13 protein-coding genes and 1 pseudogene are annotated in these 18260 nt (G+C 55.1%); 4 read left to right on the top strand and 10 right to left on the bottom strand.

What is annotated here, in order from left to right; genetic code table 11:
- Window positions 1-14: 14 nt before the first annotated feature.
- The gene (locus ACR0NZ_RS13900; protein ID WP_480519626.1) at window positions 15-2213 is read left to right on the top strand and encodes an adenylate/guanylate cyclase domain-containing protein; all 2199 of its coding nucleotides are present in this window, start codon (window positions 15-17) and stop codon (window positions 2211-2213) included.
- A gap of 482 nt (window positions 2214-2695) precedes the next feature.
- Here ACR0NZ_RS13900 and ACR0NZ_RS13895 read toward each other — a convergent pair whose 3' ends face one another.
- Window positions 2696-3574, bottom strand: coding sequence for a LysR family transcriptional regulator (locus ACR0NZ_RS13895; protein ID WP_480519624.1), 879 nt, complete (start codon window positions 3572-3574; stop codon window positions 2696-2698).
- A gap of 109 nt (window positions 3575-3683) precedes the next feature.
- Here ACR0NZ_RS13895 and ACR0NZ_RS13890 point away from each other — a divergent pair, with 109 nt between their 5' ends.
- The gene (locus ACR0NZ_RS13890; RefSeq protein WP_480519622.1) at window positions 3684-3950 is read left to right on the top strand and encodes a hypothetical protein; all 267 of its coding nucleotides are present in this window, start codon (window positions 3684-3686) and stop codon (window positions 3948-3950) included.
- 46 nt (window positions 3951-3996) lie between these two features.
- Window positions 3997-4722, top strand: coding sequence for a haloacid dehalogenase type II (locus tag ACR0NZ_RS13885; RefSeq protein WP_480519620.1), 726 nt, complete (start codon window positions 3997-3999; stop codon window positions 4720-4722).
- Window positions 4723-4846: 124 nt separating this feature from the next.
- On the opposite strand, the pseudogene ACR0NZ_RS13880 reads toward ACR0NZ_RS13885, so the two are convergent.
- The 9 genes and pseudogenes from ACR0NZ_RS13880 to ACR0NZ_RS13840 form a co-directional block, all read right to left on the bottom strand.
- A pseudogene (locus ACR0NZ_RS13880) lies at window positions 4847-5478 on the bottom strand (tyrosine-type recombinase/integrase).
- 104 nt (window positions 5479-5582) lie between these two features.
- Window positions 5583-6746, bottom strand: a complete 1164-nt coding sequence (locus ACR0NZ_RS13875) for a tyrosine-type recombinase/integrase (RefSeq protein ID WP_480519618.1) — start codon at window positions 6744-6746, stop codon at window positions 5583-5585.
- A 675-nt stretch (window positions 6747-7421) separates the two neighbouring features.
- Window positions 7422-8297: a hypothetical protein gene (locus ACR0NZ_RS13870; RefSeq protein WP_480519616.1), complete on the bottom strand. Its 876-nt coding sequence runs from the start codon at window positions 8295-8297 to the stop codon at window positions 7422-7424.
- 63 nt (window positions 8298-8360) lie between these two features.
- A complete protein-coding gene (locus ACR0NZ_RS13865) occupies window positions 8361-9848 on the bottom strand; it encodes an SIR2 family protein (RefSeq protein WP_480519614.1) in 1488 nt (495 codons plus the stop codon).
- 460 nt (window positions 9849-10308) lie between these two features.
- Window positions 10309-11475 (bottom strand): tyrosine-type recombinase/integrase, encoded by a 1167-nt coding sequence (locus ACR0NZ_RS13860; protein ID WP_480519612.1) that lies wholly within the window; start codon window positions 11473-11475, stop codon window positions 10309-10311.
- Between the two features lie 670 nt (window positions 11476-12145).
- Window positions 12146-13597 carry an aldehyde dehydrogenase family protein gene (locus ACR0NZ_RS13855; RefSeq protein WP_480519610.1) on the bottom strand — a complete coding sequence of 484 codons (1452 nt, stop codon included), beginning with the start codon at window positions 13595-13597 and terminating at the stop codon, window positions 12146-12148.
- 32 nt (window positions 13598-13629) lie between these two features.
- Complete coding sequence (locus ACR0NZ_RS13850) at window positions 13630-15228, bottom strand: ABC transporter ATP-binding protein (protein WP_480519608.1); 1599 nt, start codon at window positions 15226-15228, stop codon at window positions 13630-13632.
- The gene (locus tag ACR0NZ_RS13845; protein WP_480474542.1) at window positions 15225-16040 is read right to left on the bottom strand and encodes an ABC transporter permease; all 816 of its coding nucleotides are present in this window, start codon (window positions 16038-16040) and stop codon (window positions 15225-15227) included. Before ACR0NZ_RS13845 ends, ACR0NZ_RS13850 begins: the two co-directional genes overlap by 4 nt.
- Window positions 16037-16984 carry an ABC transporter permease gene (locus tag ACR0NZ_RS13840; protein WP_480519606.1) on the bottom strand — a complete coding sequence of 316 codons (948 nt, stop codon included), beginning with the start codon at window positions 16982-16984 and terminating at the stop codon, window positions 16037-16039. Before ACR0NZ_RS13840 ends, ACR0NZ_RS13845 begins: the two co-directional genes overlap by 4 nt.
- 263 nt (window positions 16985-17247) lie before the next feature.
- Here ACR0NZ_RS13840 and ACR0NZ_RS13835 point away from each other — a divergent pair, with 263 nt between their 5' ends.
- The gene (locus tag ACR0NZ_RS13835) at window positions 17248-18252 is read left to right on the top strand and encodes a GlxA family transcriptional regulator (protein WP_480494956.1); all 1005 of its coding nucleotides are present in this window, start codon (window positions 17248-17250) and stop codon (window positions 18250-18252) included.
- Window positions 18253-18260: the final 8 nt, after the last annotated feature.

Here is an 18260-nt window from a genome sequence, read left to right as displayed (position 1 = left end):
CAGCGGAATTCTGGATGGAGCGGCGCCTAGCAGCCATTCTTGTTGCCGACCTGGTCGATTTTTCGCGCCTCATGCACGAGGACGAGGCTGGCATTCTTGCCCGGCTCGAGGCACTCGACACAGGCATCATCACGCCATTGGTCGAACGCCACGGGGGACGGATCGTTAAGCGGATGGGCGACGGCTATCTGATTGAGTTTGCCAGCGTCGTAGATACGGTGAACTGCGCTTTGGACTGGCAGGACCGGATCAGGCCTCGCGCGGACGAGCCGGACGCCCTGCAATTTCGGATCGGGATAAACCTGGGTGATATCGTTGTCAGGGACAATGATATTTTCGGAGACGGCATCAACGTAGCCGCGCGGCTGGAATCCATCGCTGAGCCGGGTTCGGTGCTGGTATCGCGCACGGTCGTCGATCATGCCAGCGGCAAGCTTGAGGCGGCGTTCGGCGATCTGGGCGACAAGACGCTGAAAAACATCCCCGAGCCTGTCCGTGTTTATCGTGCCACAAGACGCACCGAACCAACCGTCGTTCGGCCATCCCGCGGGCGCTACGGTAAAGCAAGCGCGGTCATAGCCGCGCTTTTTGGCCTTCTGGCCATCAGTGCTGGAGCGGCGTACTGGCTTCAACCCCGTCCGGTGAAGGTCGAACCGGCCTCCATCGAAGCGATGGCATTGCCGTTGCCCGACAAGGCCTCGGTTGCGGTTCTGCCGTTTGACAATCTCAGCGGCGAGTCCGAACAGGAACCTCTGGCCGACGGGATAACTGAGGATCTGATCACCGACCTGTCGAAAGTTTCGGGCTTGTTCGTCATCGCGCGCAATTCGACCTTCATTTACAAGCGCAAGTCAGTGAGCATCAAAGACGTCGCCGAAACCCTGGGCGTGCAATACGTGCTCGAAGGCAGCGTGCGGCGCTCGGGCACCACATTGCGCGTCAACGCTCAGTTGATTGACGCCACTACCGGCAACCACGTCTGGGCTGACCGCTTCGACGGCGACGCCTCGGATGTTTTTGCGGCACAGGACGCGTTTGTACTGAAGATCATCAACGCGCTGAAGGTTGAACTGACCGACGACGAACTCGAGGAGGTGAACCGGGCCGATACTAAAATCGTCGCCGCCCGCGAGGCATTTCAACGTGGCTGGGAGTTGATGTCGAACTTCAACGAACGCGACAATGCCCGAGCTGTGGATCATTTCGAAAGGGCGATTGAAATTGATCCCGACTATGGCCGTGCCCATGCCGCACTGGCGCTGGCCTTTCAACGAGATGGCGTGTTCCGGTGGAACCAGAAAATTCGCGGTAACTCCCGCGCCCACCTCTATACCGTTCTGATCCCCGATCATCTTGAAAAAGCCGGCGACAGAGGCGGGTCGATGGTGCACATTATTCGCGCCATGCGGCAGCTTAACTTCCGTGACCAGAACACTGGCGAAACTGGCGCCGCGCGCTCGGCAAAGGCCATCGAAGAAGCGGCCAGGGCGATCGAGCTTGGCCCAAATGACCCCGAGGCGCATGTCACTATGGCCTGGGCGCTAATCGCTTCGGGCAATCCCGAGCAGGGTCTAGACGAGATTGCGATTGCCAAGCGGCTTGACCCCAGTGTGCCCGCCAATGTCGTTATTGTCGAGGCAGCTGCGTATTATGCGTTAGGGCAGTTGTACAGGGCAGCCGAAATTCTGGACGAGGCGACTGCCAGAACGAAAAAGTCGCTGAACCTGATCATCACCGCGGCGTCGATTCACGCGCAGTTGGGCGACCGCCGGAAAGCCGACGACCTGATGTATGCCTGGGCGCGCGACAAGGATCGGCTGGCGCTTGCCGAAAACTATCTGCTGCCGATGCAATGGGACGGCGATCACGAGGAACTGAACCGAAAGATGGCCGACGGGTTGAAACTCGCAGCGCTCAGGCCGACCACTACCGTGACATCCCTACTGGAAGATCTCAAGACGCAGGAAGGACCAGCTCAGATCGAAACGCTGCGGATGTTGGGCTGGTTCGGTCCCCAGGCGGCCAACGCGGTCTCCGATCTGCTCGGTGTTCTAGAAACTGGCGGTAAGCGCGCACGCCGCGAGGTCGTAATCACGCTCGGAAAGATCGGCGCGCCAGCCAGTGCAGCTTTGCCAGCGCTGGAGGCCGTCACTGAGGAGCCCATAATAGGGCTTCGTGCCAAGAGGGCGATCACGCGCATCTCAGGCGAGTAGAAAGCTGACTCCCAGCCCTGCTGGGAAAGGCATGAACGGTCTGGCTCAGGCCGTCTATCCGCCCGCGATTGTCCGCTTGCCGCACTATTGATCAGTTCGAGCATGCCCCAGAAAATGTCAATGGGGCTCGGAGCCGACTTGCGTTGATGCAGAACTATGCCTGCATGCAGTCCAAATTGAGTGTCAGCTTTTGCTAATGCAGTCCGGTTGGTTCGCGCGTGCGGAGAATGACCGGAATCCGCCCACCTTACTAGTTCATGCGTTCCGCAGCATTTGGCACTTTGGGCTCGACCCGGTCATCCGAGCCTTTTCCTCAGGTGGCTGATTGGAAGCGTATAACTGACGTTCAGGGCGAAAATCTCGAAACTTCGACGAAGAAAGACTGCTTTTCACGGGAGCAGACGTCAGCAAAAATCAAGACTATGACCGGGTCGCGGACAAACCAACCGTAAGGTTGTTTGCTGTGAATGTCCGCAATGCGGTTATTCAGCGGCGCTCAATGAGGCAGGTGCACGAAACTCGCGTGCGATTTCTGAGACCAGTGCCTTGACTGGAGCAGACCTGCTTTTGGGATTGACCCGTGCAACGAATGTAATGCTAGGCGGCGATGGGAACAGGTTTTCGATCACATCCATGTCTTCTGTCACATGCATTCCGTTCAACAAGGCGATGCCAAGCCCTGAACGAACACCCGATTGAATGCCTGCAGCGCTTGGGCACTCAAGGACTTTCTCAAAGGATCGCCCTTTTTGCAGCACCTCCGAAAAACCCCATTTCCGATAAAAGCAATTGGTATCGAAAGACAGAAACGGAATTGGTCGAGCGAGGTCTAGTTCATAGTCTTTCGATTTGACCCAATGAAGGGTGTCATCAAAGAGAGCCTGATCTTGGGGCTCTATGTCTGCTGTGAACACCTGCATCATCGCAAGATCAAGCTCATCTGCTTGCAGCCAGGCTTGAACATTCAGGCTTTGGCTGGTCCGCGTTCGCACACTTACAGAAGGGTACAACCGCGTAAACCGACCAAGGATTCCAGCGATGTCGCTGGTCGTAGCATCTTCGGTCATGCCCAGACGAATGGCTCCATTCAAGTTTTTCTTTCCCAAATCTGAAAGCGCTTCGTCATGCAGATTGATAATACGCAAGGCATAATCATGAAGGCGTTTTCCGGCATCCGTGAACAGTGGTCCTCCGGATTGCCGTGCTAAGAGGGTGCAATCCAACGCACTTTCTAACCGTTTGATTTTGTGACTAACGGCTGACTGCGACACACCCAACTGTCTCGCCGCATTGGTAACACCGCCACTGGTGCCAATGGCGCACAACGCACGCATTGCATCGATTTCCAGCCTCTCAGCCAAGGTTGCTCCTCATATGACAAACTAGCATCAAAATATGACAATCATTCATTTGTGTCATATTGTAGCCTTGGTTATCCATCTTGCAAAGCCAAATTTGCGAGGACACCCAATGACCGACATTAGCCATCAAAACGCTATAACGCGCGACAATCGCAAGCTCACTTCTCTGTTCGAAGTCATCGGCTCCATTCTGGCCATGGTCTATGCGATGTCGATTGCGATGAACATCGGCGCGGAGATGCTTGGGTTTTCCTTGCTCTTGGTGTCGTCGGCACTGTTTGCAGGATGGGCTTTTTTAGACCGGCGTTGGACGTTCCTATTGCTCCAAGTGTTCTACGCTACGTCAGCAATTATTGGGTTGATCCGATGGGCCTGAGAACAATTCAGCGAAATCGTCCATACCGACAAGAAGGAGAGAAACTATGAAACTGATGGACTTCAAGGTTCTGGCATTCGACGTTTATGGCACGCTGATCGACTGGGAAAGCGGCATGGTCACAGCTCTCAAACCCTTGACGGACAAGGTCACTCAAAACCTGACACGCGACGATATTCTTGAAGCGCACGCCTATCATGAATCCACGACGCAACGTTGGACACCCAACAAAAAATACTTTGATCTCCTTGCAGTCGTTTATCGTCGTCTGGCTGAAGAATGGGGTGTCGAAGTGACTTGGGAAGAATGCCAAGCATACGGCCTGTCCGTGCGCCAGTGGCCTGCATTTGACGACAGCCGTGAAGCACTCGCCTATCTCAAACAACACTACAAACTGGTCGTCTTGACCAATACCGACAACACGAGTTTTTCAGGCTCGAACGCTCGGCTCGATGTCCACTTTGATGGTGTTTACACCGCTGAAGACGTTGGCAGCTACAAACCATCTGATCGAAACTTTGACTACATGCTGGAAACGCTTGCGCGGCAAGGTGTCGCCAAAGAGGATATTCTTCATACAGCAGAAAGCATGTTCCACGATCATGGCCCTGCCAACAAATACGGGCTCTCTAATTGCTGGATTTACCGCCGTCACGAAAAAGAAGGATTCGGGGCAACAATGAACCCCGGAGAGATGCCCAGCTACGACTTCTGCTTCAACAGTATGGCGGAGCTGGCTGCTGCACATAAAACGGAACTGTCAGGCGCGTAACTGAGAAGCAGTCATTCGCGGCGGTGCAGAATATCGGAAGGTTGGGCTCTGAGCGGAAGATGAATGAGAGACTTCGAATGTCTGCTTGGGAGCGGCGAGCGGACGGTCCCGCCCGCCTAACACTTTAAAGATCGATACCTTCGGCAATACTAAGAGCGTCTTCAAGCTCGACGCCAAGATAACGGACTGTGCTGTCCACCTTGCTGTGACCGAGCAAAAGTTGAACGGCACGCAGCTTTCCAGTCTTTCTGTATATAATGCCGCCTTAGTGCGCCCTAGCGAATGCGTGCCATAGCTGGACGGATCGAGACCTATCGCTGAAACCCATTCCCGGACAAGCCTAGCGTATTGCCGGGTCGAAAGATGCGGCAAAGCATGCATACGACTTGGAAACAGATACCGTTGTCCACGCATGACCGGCGAAGAGACCCATTGCGACACGACTTCACGTGTATTCTCTGTCACTTCAAACTGGACCGGCTTCGCCGTTTTGCTTTGAACAACGGACACCCGATCGCGCACAGTATTGCCAACAGCCAGATCACTAACCCTCAGACGGACGAGATCGCATCCGCGTAACTTGCTGTCGACGGCAAGATTAAACAGCGCAAGATCTCTCTGCTTGTTTGCGAGTTCGAGCCGGGCGCGAATGGCCCAGACCTGCTTTGGCTGCAATGGCCGCTTCTGTCCGACCAGTCTGCCTTTGTTCCAGGGTGGGCGACGCGTTGCGACAACGGGAAGTAGAGTATTGGACATCTTCGGTCTCCGTCCATTCCCTTCCGTCCCAAACATCGGCACCGTGCCGACAGCTGCAGTCTAATTGTGCTCGCGGACCTGCAGTACTGGAAAGATCGCGTGTTTCAGGAATTAACTCCGCTGATCTTCTTTCCCATTACATCCGCTGCCTGCCGCAACGGGTCGTCTGCAAGATGGGCGTAGCGTTGTGTGGTGGACGGGTTCGTGTGTCCCAAAAGTCTGCCCACTATCGGCAAGCTCAAACCACTGGAAACCAGATGTGACGCGTGCGTATGCCGATTGTCGTGGATACGGTAGTCTTGAAGACCTGCAGATGTGGTGACTGATCTCCAAAATTTCTTCAGATCCTTGTACGGTTGGTCCGAAGAGCGTCCTGGAAACAACCAGCGACTTTTGGGAGATTCCCCTGCGCTCATTGCCGCAAGCAAATCAAGGGTTGCTGACGATATCGGCAAGTGTTCTCTTCGCTTTTGCTTCGTGTGGTGCGACGGCTTTGTCCAGACCGCGCGATCCAAATCAAAGTCTTCCCATTTTGCTGTAAGGACCTCGCCGATCCGTGCACCTGTGAGAAGCTGCAAGCGTATGGCGTTTGCCGCAACCTGATTGGGATGCTCTGACAGAGCCACCAACAGCCTTTGAAGCTCATCATCTGACAACCAGCGGTCACGCTTTTCCTCGGGGAACTTTTCTACGCCACGCGCCGGATTGTCAGAACGCTGACCCCAGCGCACAGACAGTTCGAACATTTTTGACATGAGGGCCAGAGTGCGATTGGCTTGATATGGCGTATCACGCATTTGATTATGCAGCTTCTGAACATGCTGATGCGTCACTTCAATGACTTTGAGGTCCCCAAGCCTGGGGAGAATGTATCGGTCCAGCATCGACTGATCATTCCGAACACTGCCGGGCCTCTTCTTCGGGATGGCATGTTCGGTCATGTATTGCTGGGCAAATGCGTTCACCGTTGGTGAATGCTTGAGCGTTTGAGCATCCGCGACCGGATCTCCGCCACGCACCACGTCAGCAAGGAGTACGCGTGCCATTTCTCGGGCAGCGCCCAAAGACAAAGTCGGCCCATATCGCCCAAGAGTCTTGCGTTTTGACCGACCGGTTTGTTTGTTGCGATATTGAACGACGAAGCTTTTAACACCGGTCGTTTTTACGCGCAGCCCAAAGCCCGGCAAACCGTCGTCCCAATAGATAGTGTCTCGGTTTGTGGGTGAGAGGCGATCGACGCTTGATTTCGTTAATCTGACGTTGGGCATAATGCTTCTAGGTGAGCTGGGTAAGCACAAGGTAAGCAAAATGCAGTGAGTTGGGAAGGGACTTATAGAAATCTCATCACGCAAATACTCCTGTTATTAAAAAGAATAAACTGCCCAATCGAACTGTCTACAATGCTATAGAAAATAGGGTAATAAGACTTTTAATCAGTGGGTCGCAGGTTCGAATCCTGCACGGCTCACCACTTTTTTCAATTAAAACAAGTATTTACACGGAGTCGTTGAGAACGCGATGCGTGACGTGCGGCTTGCCGGAAGCAATACGGAAGCACCGTGACAAAGATTTAAGTCTACCTATTGGATCACTATCGCGCGGCTCGGTTATTGGCAGTGGCTATAGCATGCCGTGACCTTTGGGACGCAGGGACACAACATTTGGGGCAGGTCAAATGGTCACTGAGCTGCCATTCACTATATACGCGGCGTTGGTGGCTAATGACAGCAGCCATGTGCGGGAAGCAGATTTGACAATTTCCCGAGTTCGGCCCAATGCCGCCATCTACTTCACCAAGAACTTGACTGGCCAACTTCCCCAGAGCGATCGTTCATGCATCCTGCAGCATTTTGTGGGTGAAACGTCGGACAGCAGACAACGTAGAGTGAAGCGGTACTTAAGCAGGACAGATCCAGACTCAACGAAAGTTTGGTTGATTCTGTTTAGACGGTTTCGAGGTCCCCAACGACGCGATCAAGAGTGGCTATCGCTTTTTCCATTGAGTCATAAATGAAACCTTCCGGCTGTACCTCTTGCTTCTTGTTCACAGTCGCCTTCAGATCCCGAAGTAACACAAGAACCATAGTCTTGTGTTGTGGGATTAACTTGTTCGAGGCTTTTTCAAAAAACTTATCAAAAGATTTCACTGTTTGATAATTATGTGAGGTTACGGGACCAGTTTTCATTGAGCGATTGAGCAATTCACAGACTTCCTTTGTCGCCCTAAAAAAGTCTGCTGACTTTCCAGAAATCGAAACGGAATCAAGAAGCAGGCCAGCCTTTTGATCGTCGAGGTGAGATGTGTCAAAGTAGTCACGTTCTTTTGCCTGACCGTACGCTTCTTCGAGATACTGCCAAGCCCTAGGCCATTGGCCGTGGTCACGCATTGCCATCGACCATTGTAATTTAAACAAGACATGCTTGTTACAAAACCAAATTTCCGATAGCCGGTCAAAAAAGCGATCTTGTTGATCGAAGTCAGTTACGACCTGTTTTAGCTGAGTGTAGCGCATGAACTCTATGAAAACACGGTTAAACGCCGGTTGGAACCTGACATTCTCAATATTTTTTACAGCCTCCACAATTGTATCTGTTACGAATCTTGGATCGAAGAACTGTCTGAGAGCCTCTCTGGCATTCACACTTGGAAGAACATCGAAGCTTTTCACTTCAGGCTTATATTTTATAAATGCAGCCGAGCTTGGCACTTCGGCAAACACACGTACCGAATCTCGCCCAAGTAGTTCACTTAGAACACTTTCTTGAACATTCTCACCGATGTTCTTTAGGTACAAAGCTAAAACTAGAGCCCTCTCCACTGAAGCCCCTGAAGTACGTATCAGGTCCAGCTCTGACGAAAATCTGTTCTTGATATGAGGCGACTAGAAAATTCCCAAGAGAAAACCAGAAAGCCGCGAGCTGTGGTCCCTTTCCAAAATTTTCCGTTTCTGGCTCAGGCCCGACACATTTGATCCCCAGCCGGAAATTCGGTCGGTACAATCAATTATGGTCAATCCTTCTTCTCGATCCAATATCTCTGTATCGAACACTCTAAAGCGGCTTTGGTCACTAAGTAGCGTTCTTAAATCTTCCTCGGAGTCGTGAGCTAGAGTTCTAGAGGCAAGAAGCAAACGCGTACCAGCTGCTTCAGCTAACTTCACTATCTCACGAAGATCAGAACGAAGTGAATAACAACTATCAATGGCTAAGACCGCGGCCGGGTTGGCCTCGATGATCTTTCGAGCTTCAGACAAAAGATCAGAAAATTTCGACTGCAAACTAAAGACTGTTTCGCCTTCAGTTTGCAGTAGAAGTATGACCTCTTCAAAGAGCATTGTTTTTCCGGAGCAAATTCCTCCTAAAATCAGTGCAATGGAGTTCTCTAGCTTCAAGAAGGAAACAATTTCCGGGGCCAATGTCCGTTCAGCACGGTAGCTGTGCGATCTGTCAACGATATCGCGGAACTGAAGCTCAAGCGATGTTTTCCCTGAGATCATCAGACTTTCTTGCTGCAAAACACTCGCTCTTTCGGGGCTTGCCTCAGGCAACTCTCTGCGGGCAAAACTGTGCAGCCTTAGTTCAGGCACTGGCCCACGAGCTAATATTTCGCGAATCTTCTCCGCGAAATTTTCCTTTCCAATTGCCAAACTTTCACCGAAGTTCTTCTGTTTCGCTTTTAGCTCCCGATCGTTCGCGGAACGTTCACTATTAATAAAGAAAACTTTGTTCTTCGATGCAGCGGCGGAAAAGAGATGTTCCGCAAGATAGAAATCACTATTTGAAAAACCCACGAAAAATACAGCATGTGCTCGAGCATAGTCTTCCCGAAGCGTGCCAGTCCAATTTGAGTTTCCGCTTACTCTCAGATAGCTTTCACGCCCAAGAACGCAACTTGATGAGAAGCTATTAATTTCCCATTTGCGCAATGCCCCATGAAGGTGAACTACTAATTTCTTGCCATTACTATGCTTAGAAATATCGAAAGGTCTTTCGCTATTGTTCGCGACATAGTGCGGAATGCCTTGGTCAGTGAGTGACTGAGAAATCACATCGTCATAGTTGGTGGTATAAATACGGTCCCATGGATACTTAAGCACTTGGTCGACTGCGCGGGTTCTTTTGGAGATCGAGTACTTTTCAGCCAAAAGCTTCATGAGGCCGTGTTCACCAAATTTTTCCAAGTATTCATCCGCGGCTAGCTGCATATCGGAATAGTTATGCCCAACCGCTGTGTTTAGTAACTGGTGCAAGGGAGACGCTGAACCGACTTCTTCTTCATCAAAATTTAGGCAGTCAGCGCTGAATCCAGCTCCGCAAAACAATAGATTTCCTCCTTCAACGCCAAGCTCTAAGAATTTTTCCGCACTCATAGTTTGCACCTTATCAAAATGGCGATCTCAACGAGAGGTCGCTGCCCTCGCGGAAGTCATGCTAGTGCGCTAGTGCGGTTTTTGTTCAGCGGAAAGGGATGTGTTTGTATTTTGCAACCTTCAAAGAATCTGGCCTTGGGTACTTCTAGTTTGCTTGGCCTCCCGAATGGCTGAAAACTCTCGCGGCAAAGGACAGCTGCTCTTGATTGCTGCGTGTCTTCACCCACAGAAAACTCAACTTCCCCAATTAGCCCAATGTCAGCATCCAAGATTCACGCAAGATTTATTGCCCGCGCGGCGAGTTTCCACCGTTCGCCCGAGGCGTGCGGTAATCCTGTCTTCTCTGGGCTGCAAGCAGCCCAATTCGCTCACAGCACAAAGTTTCTAAATGAAGGTTCGGTTGGGGTCCAAACTGCCTAAATGGACTCTGCACAAATGAAGGCGAGTGCTCGTCAGGGATTTACGCAATAAACCGATATCTGTTCTTCGCTTCATGCAGCTTGTTTGCGGCGCGCTCAGCCGCGCGCTGAACGGCATCGTCGGCAAGGTGAGCATAGCGCAGGGTTGTAGTCAGATTCTTGTGACCCATGATTTCTTTCAGGGTGAAAGGGTCGATCCCGTCTTTCATGGCAACAGACGCATAGGTGTGCCGCAAGTCGTGGATGCGGACATCTTCCAACGCGGCAGCCTTACGTATACGCCGCCACGGCTTTTGCAGGTTGTTGAGCGGCCCGGTGTCTGACTCTCCTAGTATTACATAAGTGTTCCCCGGTTGCCGGGGCAACTCCATCAGGATGTCATAGGCTTCCCGCGGCAACGGAATACGGCGACGGCCGGTCTTGCTGTCCGGTAACTCCAAATGGTGCGACGTAACATAGTCCCACCGCAGCGTCAGAATCTCGCTGAGGCGGCATCCAGTGTAAATCAGCAGCAGCAGTGCCGACACCACGTAAACGGTCTCTGTGCCGTCTTCCAGCGCTTCGGCCAGCACTTCACCAAGCCGTATCTGTTCCGCGTCAGACAGGTAGCGTTTCTTTTCTTCTTCGCGAAACTTTTTGATCCTGCGCGCGGGGTTCGATCCCGGTTGCCGCAACCCCCAATCCTCGGCCAGATTGAACAGCTTCGACAGCATCGCCGCCGCCCGGTTTGCCTGATAAGGCGTCTCGCGCAAACCGTGATGAAATGCCACCACGTCGGCACGGGTTAATTCGGCAATTGGGATAGGTCCAAGTTTGGGTCTGATGAATCGGCGGATGACGCTGTGATAATCGCGGGCTGTGGTCGGCTTACAATGCTGATCGACATATTCTTCAAGGAACCGGTCACACAGCCCGGCAACGGTCGGTGCGCGCCGCTTGGCCTGCTTCTCGGCAGATGGGTCCGATCCGCGTGCAACGTCGCCCAGAAGCTGCTTGGCCTGTGTCCGCGCTTCCTCAGCCGTCAGAACGCCATGCTGGCCGATAGTGATCCGCCGCGTCCGGCGACCGGCTCGATACTGGACCAGATAAGTCTTTTTGCCGGACGGATAGACCCGCAGCCCAAAGCCGCGCATGTCCCGGTCCCAGACAAGGTATTCCTTGGTCTCAACGGCAAGCCCCTCAACTGCCCGTTTGGTCAATTTGAACATATCAAGAACGCTCCCTGCTTCCGGCCCGCTTCCGGAAGCTATACGGAAGCAAATGGCGGCGAATTCTGGAGTAATTCATGAATTCAAGGCGCAACGAAGGTCAACGTAAATAATTGTTTTTGCATCGTTTTTGTCAGTGTGGCGAAATCCGGAGAAATACAGCGAAATGGCTCTGGCCGTTCTTTTAATCAGTGGGTCGCAGGTTCGAATCCTGCACGGCTCACCACTTTTTAACAAAAAAATATATTGCGATGCGCATGCCATTGCTTTGCGGATAAGTACGTCCGGTTTTTCGAACTAATCACGTGCGACGCCGATGCGACGGGCCAGTATCACTTTGCTTACCGCTTTCTCCGGTGTCGGTTGGGGCTGCGCAATCCTCCTTGGAATGCTCAGAGCGAACCAGATCCATCCAGTGTTGGGGGTGGGGGTACCTCGTTGGTAGGAGTTCCGTTTACGGATTCATCTCCTATGCCTTCAGACCGTGCGAAACCGTTTCTCAAAATTGCTGTCCTCGTGCTGAGTCACCCGCGCTTTGGTGATTTCACCGCGGGTTACAAACTTGCGCGTAGTCTCGCCACCTTCAGCGGTTCCACACCTTGCGAATTCATCAACAAATCTGGGGCGCGCATGCGCCAAAGAAACGATGATCTGACAGGTCGGGCGCTTGTTACCCGTGATAGGCGGCCACTGTCTTGAGTTGTGAAAAGCCATAAAGCGCCTCAAAGCCTTTCTCGCGGCCGTGGCCGGATTTGCCCACGCCGCCAAAAGGCAGTTCAACGCCGCCACCTGCCCCATAGTTGTTGAGGAAGACTTGACCCGCGTGCAGCCCTTTCGCCAACCGCATCTGCCGCGCACCGTCGCGTGTCCAGACGCTGGCGACAAGGCCGTAGTCTGTGCTGTTGGCGATGGTTAGAGCCTTTTCTTCGGTGTCAAAGGGGATCAGAACCTGGACCGGGCCGAAGATTTCATCGCGGGCGAGCGGGTGATCCGGTGGCACGTCCGCGAACAAGGTGGGCCGGACATATGCCCCGGTTTCCGGCGCGTCCTTTGTGATCGTCCCTTTTGCCGCAATGGTCAGATCGGCACCTTTGTCCAGAAAGCTGTTTACGATATGCTTCTGCCGCTCGGAAATCAGCGGCCCAACGCGAAGATCCTGCATCGCGGGCCCAACGCTAAGCTGTTCATAGGCCGCGGTCATGCGGGATTTGACCTGATCATAGACACCGCGCTGTACCAGTATGCGGGAGGAGGCCGAGCAGGTCTGCCCCGCGTTTTGAATGCCCGCATTTACTAGAAATGGCAGAGCGGCATCCAGATCGGCATCGTCAAACACCAACTGCGGGGATTTTCCGCCCAGCTCCAGCGTCACAGGCACAACGTTTCGCCCCGCAGCCTGTTGCACCAGGCCCCCCGTGGCGACCGAACCAGTGAACGAGATATGGTTGACCCCCGGATGCCCGGACAGTGCGGCTCCGGCCTCGGCCCCCAGACCGGGCACAACATTCAGTGCACCTGCTGGCAGACCCGCTTGCTGTGCGAGATGGGCAAAGGCCAGCGCGGTCAGGCAGGCCTCCTCTGCCGGTTTCAGAACACAGGCGTTGCCCATGGCCAACGCCGCCCCGACCGAACGCCCGATAATCTGCATCGGATAGTTCCACGGCACGATGTGGCCCGTCACCCCATGGGGTTCGCGCAGGGTATAGACGGTATAGCCATCGAGATAGGGGATGGTCTCACCCATCACCTTATCCGCTGCACCGCCGTAGAATTCACAATAGCGCGCCAGCGCAATGGCATCGGCGCGAGCCTGCGTCAGGGGCTTACCCACATCCATCGCCTCAAGCCGCGCCAGATCGTCCACGCGCTCCAACACCAATTGTCCCAGCCGGGTCAGGATGCGACCACGCTCCAAGGCCGCCTTGCGCCCCCAGTCGCCCTTTAACGCAGATCTGGCGGCGGAGACCGCCGCGTCAATATCCGCGCCCGAGCCGCGCGCGATCCGGCAGATCTCGGTCCCGTCTGACGGGTTGGTCAACGGCAATGTTTCGCCCGATGCCGTAGGCGTCCAGTTTCCACCGATCATGCAAAGGGTGGGGTCAAACCAGAGTGGTTGGGTCATTTTGGCCTCCATTCAGGCTCTAACAAAGGGTTTTACGCCGACAACTTCCCGATTTCAGGCAATTGGGGCGCGGCGGCGATCAAGGTTTGCGTGTAGGGATGCTGCGGGTCCGAGAATACCTGTTTGGTCTTGCCTTGTTCGACAATTCGTCCGGATTGCATCACCAGAACATGATCGGTGATGGTACGCACCACACTCAGATCGTGGCTGATGAACAGGTAAGTCAGATCATAAGCCTCGCAGAGTTCGGCAAGCAGATCGAGGATTTGGGCGCGCACCGAAACGTCGAGGGCTGAGACCGCCTCATCGAACAGGATCAGTTCCGGCCGAATGATCAGAGCGCGGGCAATGGCGATCCGCTGGCGTTGCCCGCCCGAGAACTCGTGAATGTATTTGCCCGCATCATCGGGGCCGAGGCCCACTGCCGTCAGCATCTCTGCGATCCGGTCCTGGCGTTCGGAACCCTTTGGTGGCGTTTCCAACAGGTGAAAGGGTTCGGTAATCAGGCGCGCGACACGGTGGCGGGGGTTGAAGCTGCCATAGGGATCCTGAAACACGACCTGCATCTTGCGACGCACCGCAAGGTTGGGCCTGTGGCCGGTGAAAACCGGCTGACTGTCCAGTAGGATCTGACCGGATTGGATCTCTTCCAATCCCAGAATAGCCCGTGTTAGGGTCGATTTTCCGCAACCAGACTCGCCCACCAGCCCCAAACGCTCCCCTCGGTTGAGGGTAAAGCTGACACCATCCACCGCGCGGTGGTGACGCGGCGGTTCCAGCAGACCTTTGCGGGGAAGGCGGTAATCCCGGACGACCTGCGAAACCTCCAGAAGCGGGCGTTGCTGTGTAGGTTCAGGCAGTGTGACCTGATGACCCGAAGCTTCGAACAACATGCGGGTATAGGGGTGCTGCATATCTCGAAACAGGTTTCGGGTCGCGCCACTTTCGACGACCTCGCCGTGACGCATGATGACAATCTGATCGGCCATGTCCGAGACCACAGCCAGATCATGGGTGATCATCAGCAAGCCCATATCATATTCGCGAACCAGCCCTTTCAGCAGATCAAGGATTTGCGCCTGCGTTGTGACATCCAGTGCCGTCGTCGGCTCATCCGCGATCAAAAGCCTAGGGCGCAATGCGATGGCCATTGCAATGACCACACGCTGACGCTGCCCGCCCGACAGCTCATGCGGATACCGCGACAGAGGGAACCTGTCGGGCGGCAGGCCAACCCGAGTCAAAACCTCTGCGGCACGGGTCCGAGCCTGAGCAGGAGGCATTGCCTTGTGGATCAGGATGGTCTCCATCACCTGATCGCCGATGGTTTTCACCGGGTTGAGTGCCGTCATCGGTTCCTGAAACACCATCCCGATAGACGCGCCACGCAAGGCGCACATCTCGGCCTCGGATTGGGTCAGCAGGTCAGTGCCGTCCAGTCGGATCACGCCGTCTGCCGTTGCCCCGTTTGGCAGAAGCTGCATCACAGCCAGTGCTGTCATGGATTTGCCCGAACCACTTTCACCTGTCACCGCCACGATCTGGCCTGGATCGATAGACAGGTTCACCCGTTTCAGGATCGACACCCCGTGGATCGACAGGGACAGGTTTTCGACTTGCAGCAACGTCATGCCCGCGCCACCCTGATCCTTGGATCCAACCAGTCGCGCAGACCATCACCCAGCAGGTTCAAACCCAGCACGGTGACAATGATGGCCATGCCCGGAATCAGAGCCAAATGCGGGGCAAAACTGACCATTGTCTGCGCGTCCGCCAGCATCCGGCCCCAGCTGGGCGTCGGCGGCTGTGCGCCCAGACCGACATAGGACAGGCCCGCCTCGGCCAGTATGCCCAATGAAAATTGGATGGTGCCCTGAACGATCAGCAAGTTAGCGACATTGGGCAGGATATGTTCGGCTGATATCCGTGCTGCGCCTTTGCCCGACACACGGGCGGCAAGGATGAACTCGCGCTCCCACAGCGACAATGCGGCCCCGCGGGTGATGCGGGCGAAGACGGGGATGTTGAAAATACCGATCGCAATGATCGCGTTGATGGCACCGGCACCGAACACAGCCGTTATCAGGATGGCGATGACCAGCGAGGGAAAGGCAAAGACCAGATCGTTGCCACGCATGATCACCTCATCCAACCACGATCCTTTGCGCGCGGCGGCTGTCAGGCCAAGGGGTACGCCCAGCGCCATGCCGATCCCCACAGCCACCAACGCCACCGCAATCGAAGTGCGCGCTCCGACCATGATCATCGAGAACATGTCGCGGCCGAAGTGATCCGTCCCGAACCAGTGCCGTGCATCGGGCGTCTGAAGTTTGTTGGGGATATCCAGCGCGGCATAGTCGTAGGGTGTCCAGACAAACGAGATCAGCGCCGCCAGCACCACCAGCGACGACAGCGCCGCGCCCAGAATCAGGTTGCGGCTCATGACCGGCTCCTTAGCCTTGGGTCAACGGCTGCATAGGCCAGATCCACCAGAAAATTCACGGTGATCACCGCAAAGACCAGCAGCATCACCACCGATTCGACCACGATCAGATCGCGGGCCGAAATGGCCTGAAACACCAACCGCCCGAGGCCGGGCAGGTAAAACACCTGTTCGATGATGATCGACCCGGCCAGCAGGAAAGAAAACTGCAAGCCGATGATCGTCAGCACCGGGATCAGCGCGTTTCGCACCCCATGCCGCCACAGAGCCTGACGACGCGACAACCCTTTGGCTCGCGCGGTGCGCATAAAATCCTCGCCCAGAATATCCAGCAGCGCGGATCGCATGACGCGGGCCAGGATCGCGGCCTGAGGAAGGGCCAACGCAATGGCGGGCAAAGTCAGCGAACGCAGCCCCGCCCAAAGGCCCTCGCCCCAGCCAACAAACCCACCGGCATTGAACCAGCGTAGGTTTATGGCAAAGATCAGCACCAGCATCATCGCGAACCAGAAATTCGGCACCGCGATACCAAGCTGTGTCGCCCCCATCACCGCCAGATCCCCGGGCTTGCCCCGACGTGCGGCGGCATAGATCCCGGCGGGAAAGGCGATCAGTGTGGACAGCGTGAGCGCATATAGCGCCAAAGGCAACGATACCCACAGCCGGTCCGCAATCATCTGCGACACCGGTGTGCGGTAGGTATACGAGGTGCCGAAATCTCCGGCTACCATCCCCCCGACCCAGTTGAGATACCGCTGTACCCTGGATCCGTCCAGACCCAGTTCAGCCCGCAGCGCGGCCAACGTATCCTCCTGCGCGTTGACACCCAGCATGAACGAGGCCGGGTCCCCCGGCGCGACCTCGATCACGGCGAAGATAACCACCGAGGCGACGGCAAGGCTGGCAAGCAATGAGATCAGTCGTTTAAGGGTATAGCGAAGCATTGAGGCCACGTTAGGGTTTCAGCCGTCACGGGTCCAGCATCTACGGCATCGGCAGACCTGCAAATGGACCTGCGAAACCTTTGTCCCTTTCAGCCTGTCAATCCGAATGAGGCCCCTGACCCCGATTTTCGCCATGTTTGTTGCGTGTTTTTTCGATTTCGCACGGTCCGTGTTTTGCTACACTTGTTCGAACCGTTTCCGCAGGCCAGAGCGGCCAAGGACCAATTCGGGCCGAACCAGGATTTACTGATAGTGTAGCGCTCATGCTGACAGAAAATAGAATTGAGATCGGGTTTCTGCTGTTCGATGGCTTTCCGATGGCTTGCCTGACCTCGGTCATCGAACCGCTGCGCGCTGCAAATGAGATCGCCGGGCAAGAGGCATTTCGCTGGTCTCTTGTGGCGGAAAACGGGGGAAAGGTCAGCTCCAGCGCTCATGTGCGATTTGAGGCTGAACGCAACCTCTCAGACTGCCAGCCGATTGATATTCTGTTCCTGCTCAGCAGTCCGACCTCGGACTTCAGAAACCCGACCCAGGGGAATGGTGCGTTGCGGGCCTTGTCACGACACGGGACAATTCTGGGCGGTATCAGCGGCGGCGTTTTCCCGCTCGTGCGCTCGGGGGTCATGACCGGCCATCCGGTATCGGTGCACTGGTGTTACGAGGCTGCATTTCTGGCCGAGTTTCCCCAGATCGATGCGCGGCGCGAAGTGATCGTGTCGGATGCCACGCGGTATACTGCGGCCGGGGCGGCGGCCGCGTTTGATCTGGCCCTGCATCTGATCCAGGACCGGTTGGGCGGCGAAGTCGCACATGAGGTGGCCTGCTGGTTCCAGCATCCGATGATGAGAGGGGAGGGTGTTCAGCAACAGGTGCCCAGTGCAAGCAAACCTGCCACGGGTGAAAAGCTGCCGCCGCTTGTGGCGCGATGTGTCGACCTGTTCGCAAGCCGTATCGGCAATCCGATCTCGATCGCGGACATAGCGGATCAAACGGGCGTCACCTCCCGCCAGGTCGAGCGCGCCTTCAAACAGGCCACGGGGCAAAGCCCCAGCCATTATTTCCGGTCCATGCGGATGAAGGCGGCCCGTCAGATGGTTGTCTATACCAAGGACCCTATTGCCGACATCGCTGCGGCCATCGGATACAGCTCGGTCACGCCTTTGGTGACACACTATCGGTCCGCCTTTGGTTTAAGCCCCAGCGAGGACCGGCGACGGATCAACCGGTTTCGGGTCGAAGACAACGCCCCGCTGCCCTCAAGCTGACCTTGCCT

The sequence above is a fragment of the Ruegeria sp. AE3 genome, assembly GCF_056542225.1.
The sequence above is the reverse complement of the archived record's forward strand: the minus strand, read 5'-3'. Positions and strand labels throughout refer to the sequence as shown.

Excerpts from the sequence above, each read along its gene's own strand:
- ACR0NZ_RS13900 (WP_480519626.1), top strand. The coding sequence starts at position 15 with ATGGAGCGGCGCCTAGCAGCCATTCTTGTTGCCGACCTGGTCGATTTT.
- ACR0NZ_RS13875 (WP_480519618.1), bottom strand. The coding sequence starts at position 6,746 with ATGCCCAACGTCAGATTAACGAAATCAAGCGTCGATCGCCTCTCACCC.
- ACR0NZ_RS13855 (WP_480519610.1), bottom strand. The coding sequence starts at position 13,597 with ATGACCCAACCACTCTGGTTTGACCCCACCCTTTGCATGATCGGTGGA.
- ACR0NZ_RS13885 (WP_480519620.1), top strand. The coding sequence starts at position 3,997 with ATGAAACTGATGGACTTCAAGGTTCTGGCATTCGACGTTTATGGCACG.
- ACR0NZ_RS13835 (WP_480494956.1), top strand. The coding sequence starts at position 17,248 with ATGCTGACAGAAAATAGAATTGAGATCGGGTTTCTGCTGTTCGATGGC.
- ACR0NZ_RS13865 (WP_480519614.1), bottom strand. The coding sequence starts at position 9,848 with ATGAGTGCGGAAAAATTCTTAGAGCTTGGCGTTGAAGGAGGAAATCTA.
- ACR0NZ_RS13845 (WP_480474542.1), bottom strand. The coding sequence starts at position 16,040 with ATGAGCCGCAACCTGATTCTGGGCGCGGCGCTGTCGTCGCTGGTGGTG.
- ACR0NZ_RS13890 (WP_480519622.1), top strand. The coding sequence starts at position 3,684 with ATGACCGACATTAGCCATCAAAACGCTATAACGCGCGACAATCGCAAG.
- ACR0NZ_RS13850 (WP_480519608.1), bottom strand. The coding sequence starts at position 15,228 with ATGACGTTGCTGCAAGTCGAAAACCTGTCCCTGTCGATCCACGGGGTG.
- ACR0NZ_RS13860 (WP_480519612.1), bottom strand. The coding sequence starts at position 11,475 with ATGTTCAAATTGACCAAACGGGCAGTTGAGGGGCTTGCCGTTGAGACC.
- ACR0NZ_RS13840 (WP_480519606.1), bottom strand. The coding sequence starts at position 16,984 with ATGCTTCGCTATACCCTTAAACGACTGATCTCATTGCTTGCCAGCCTT.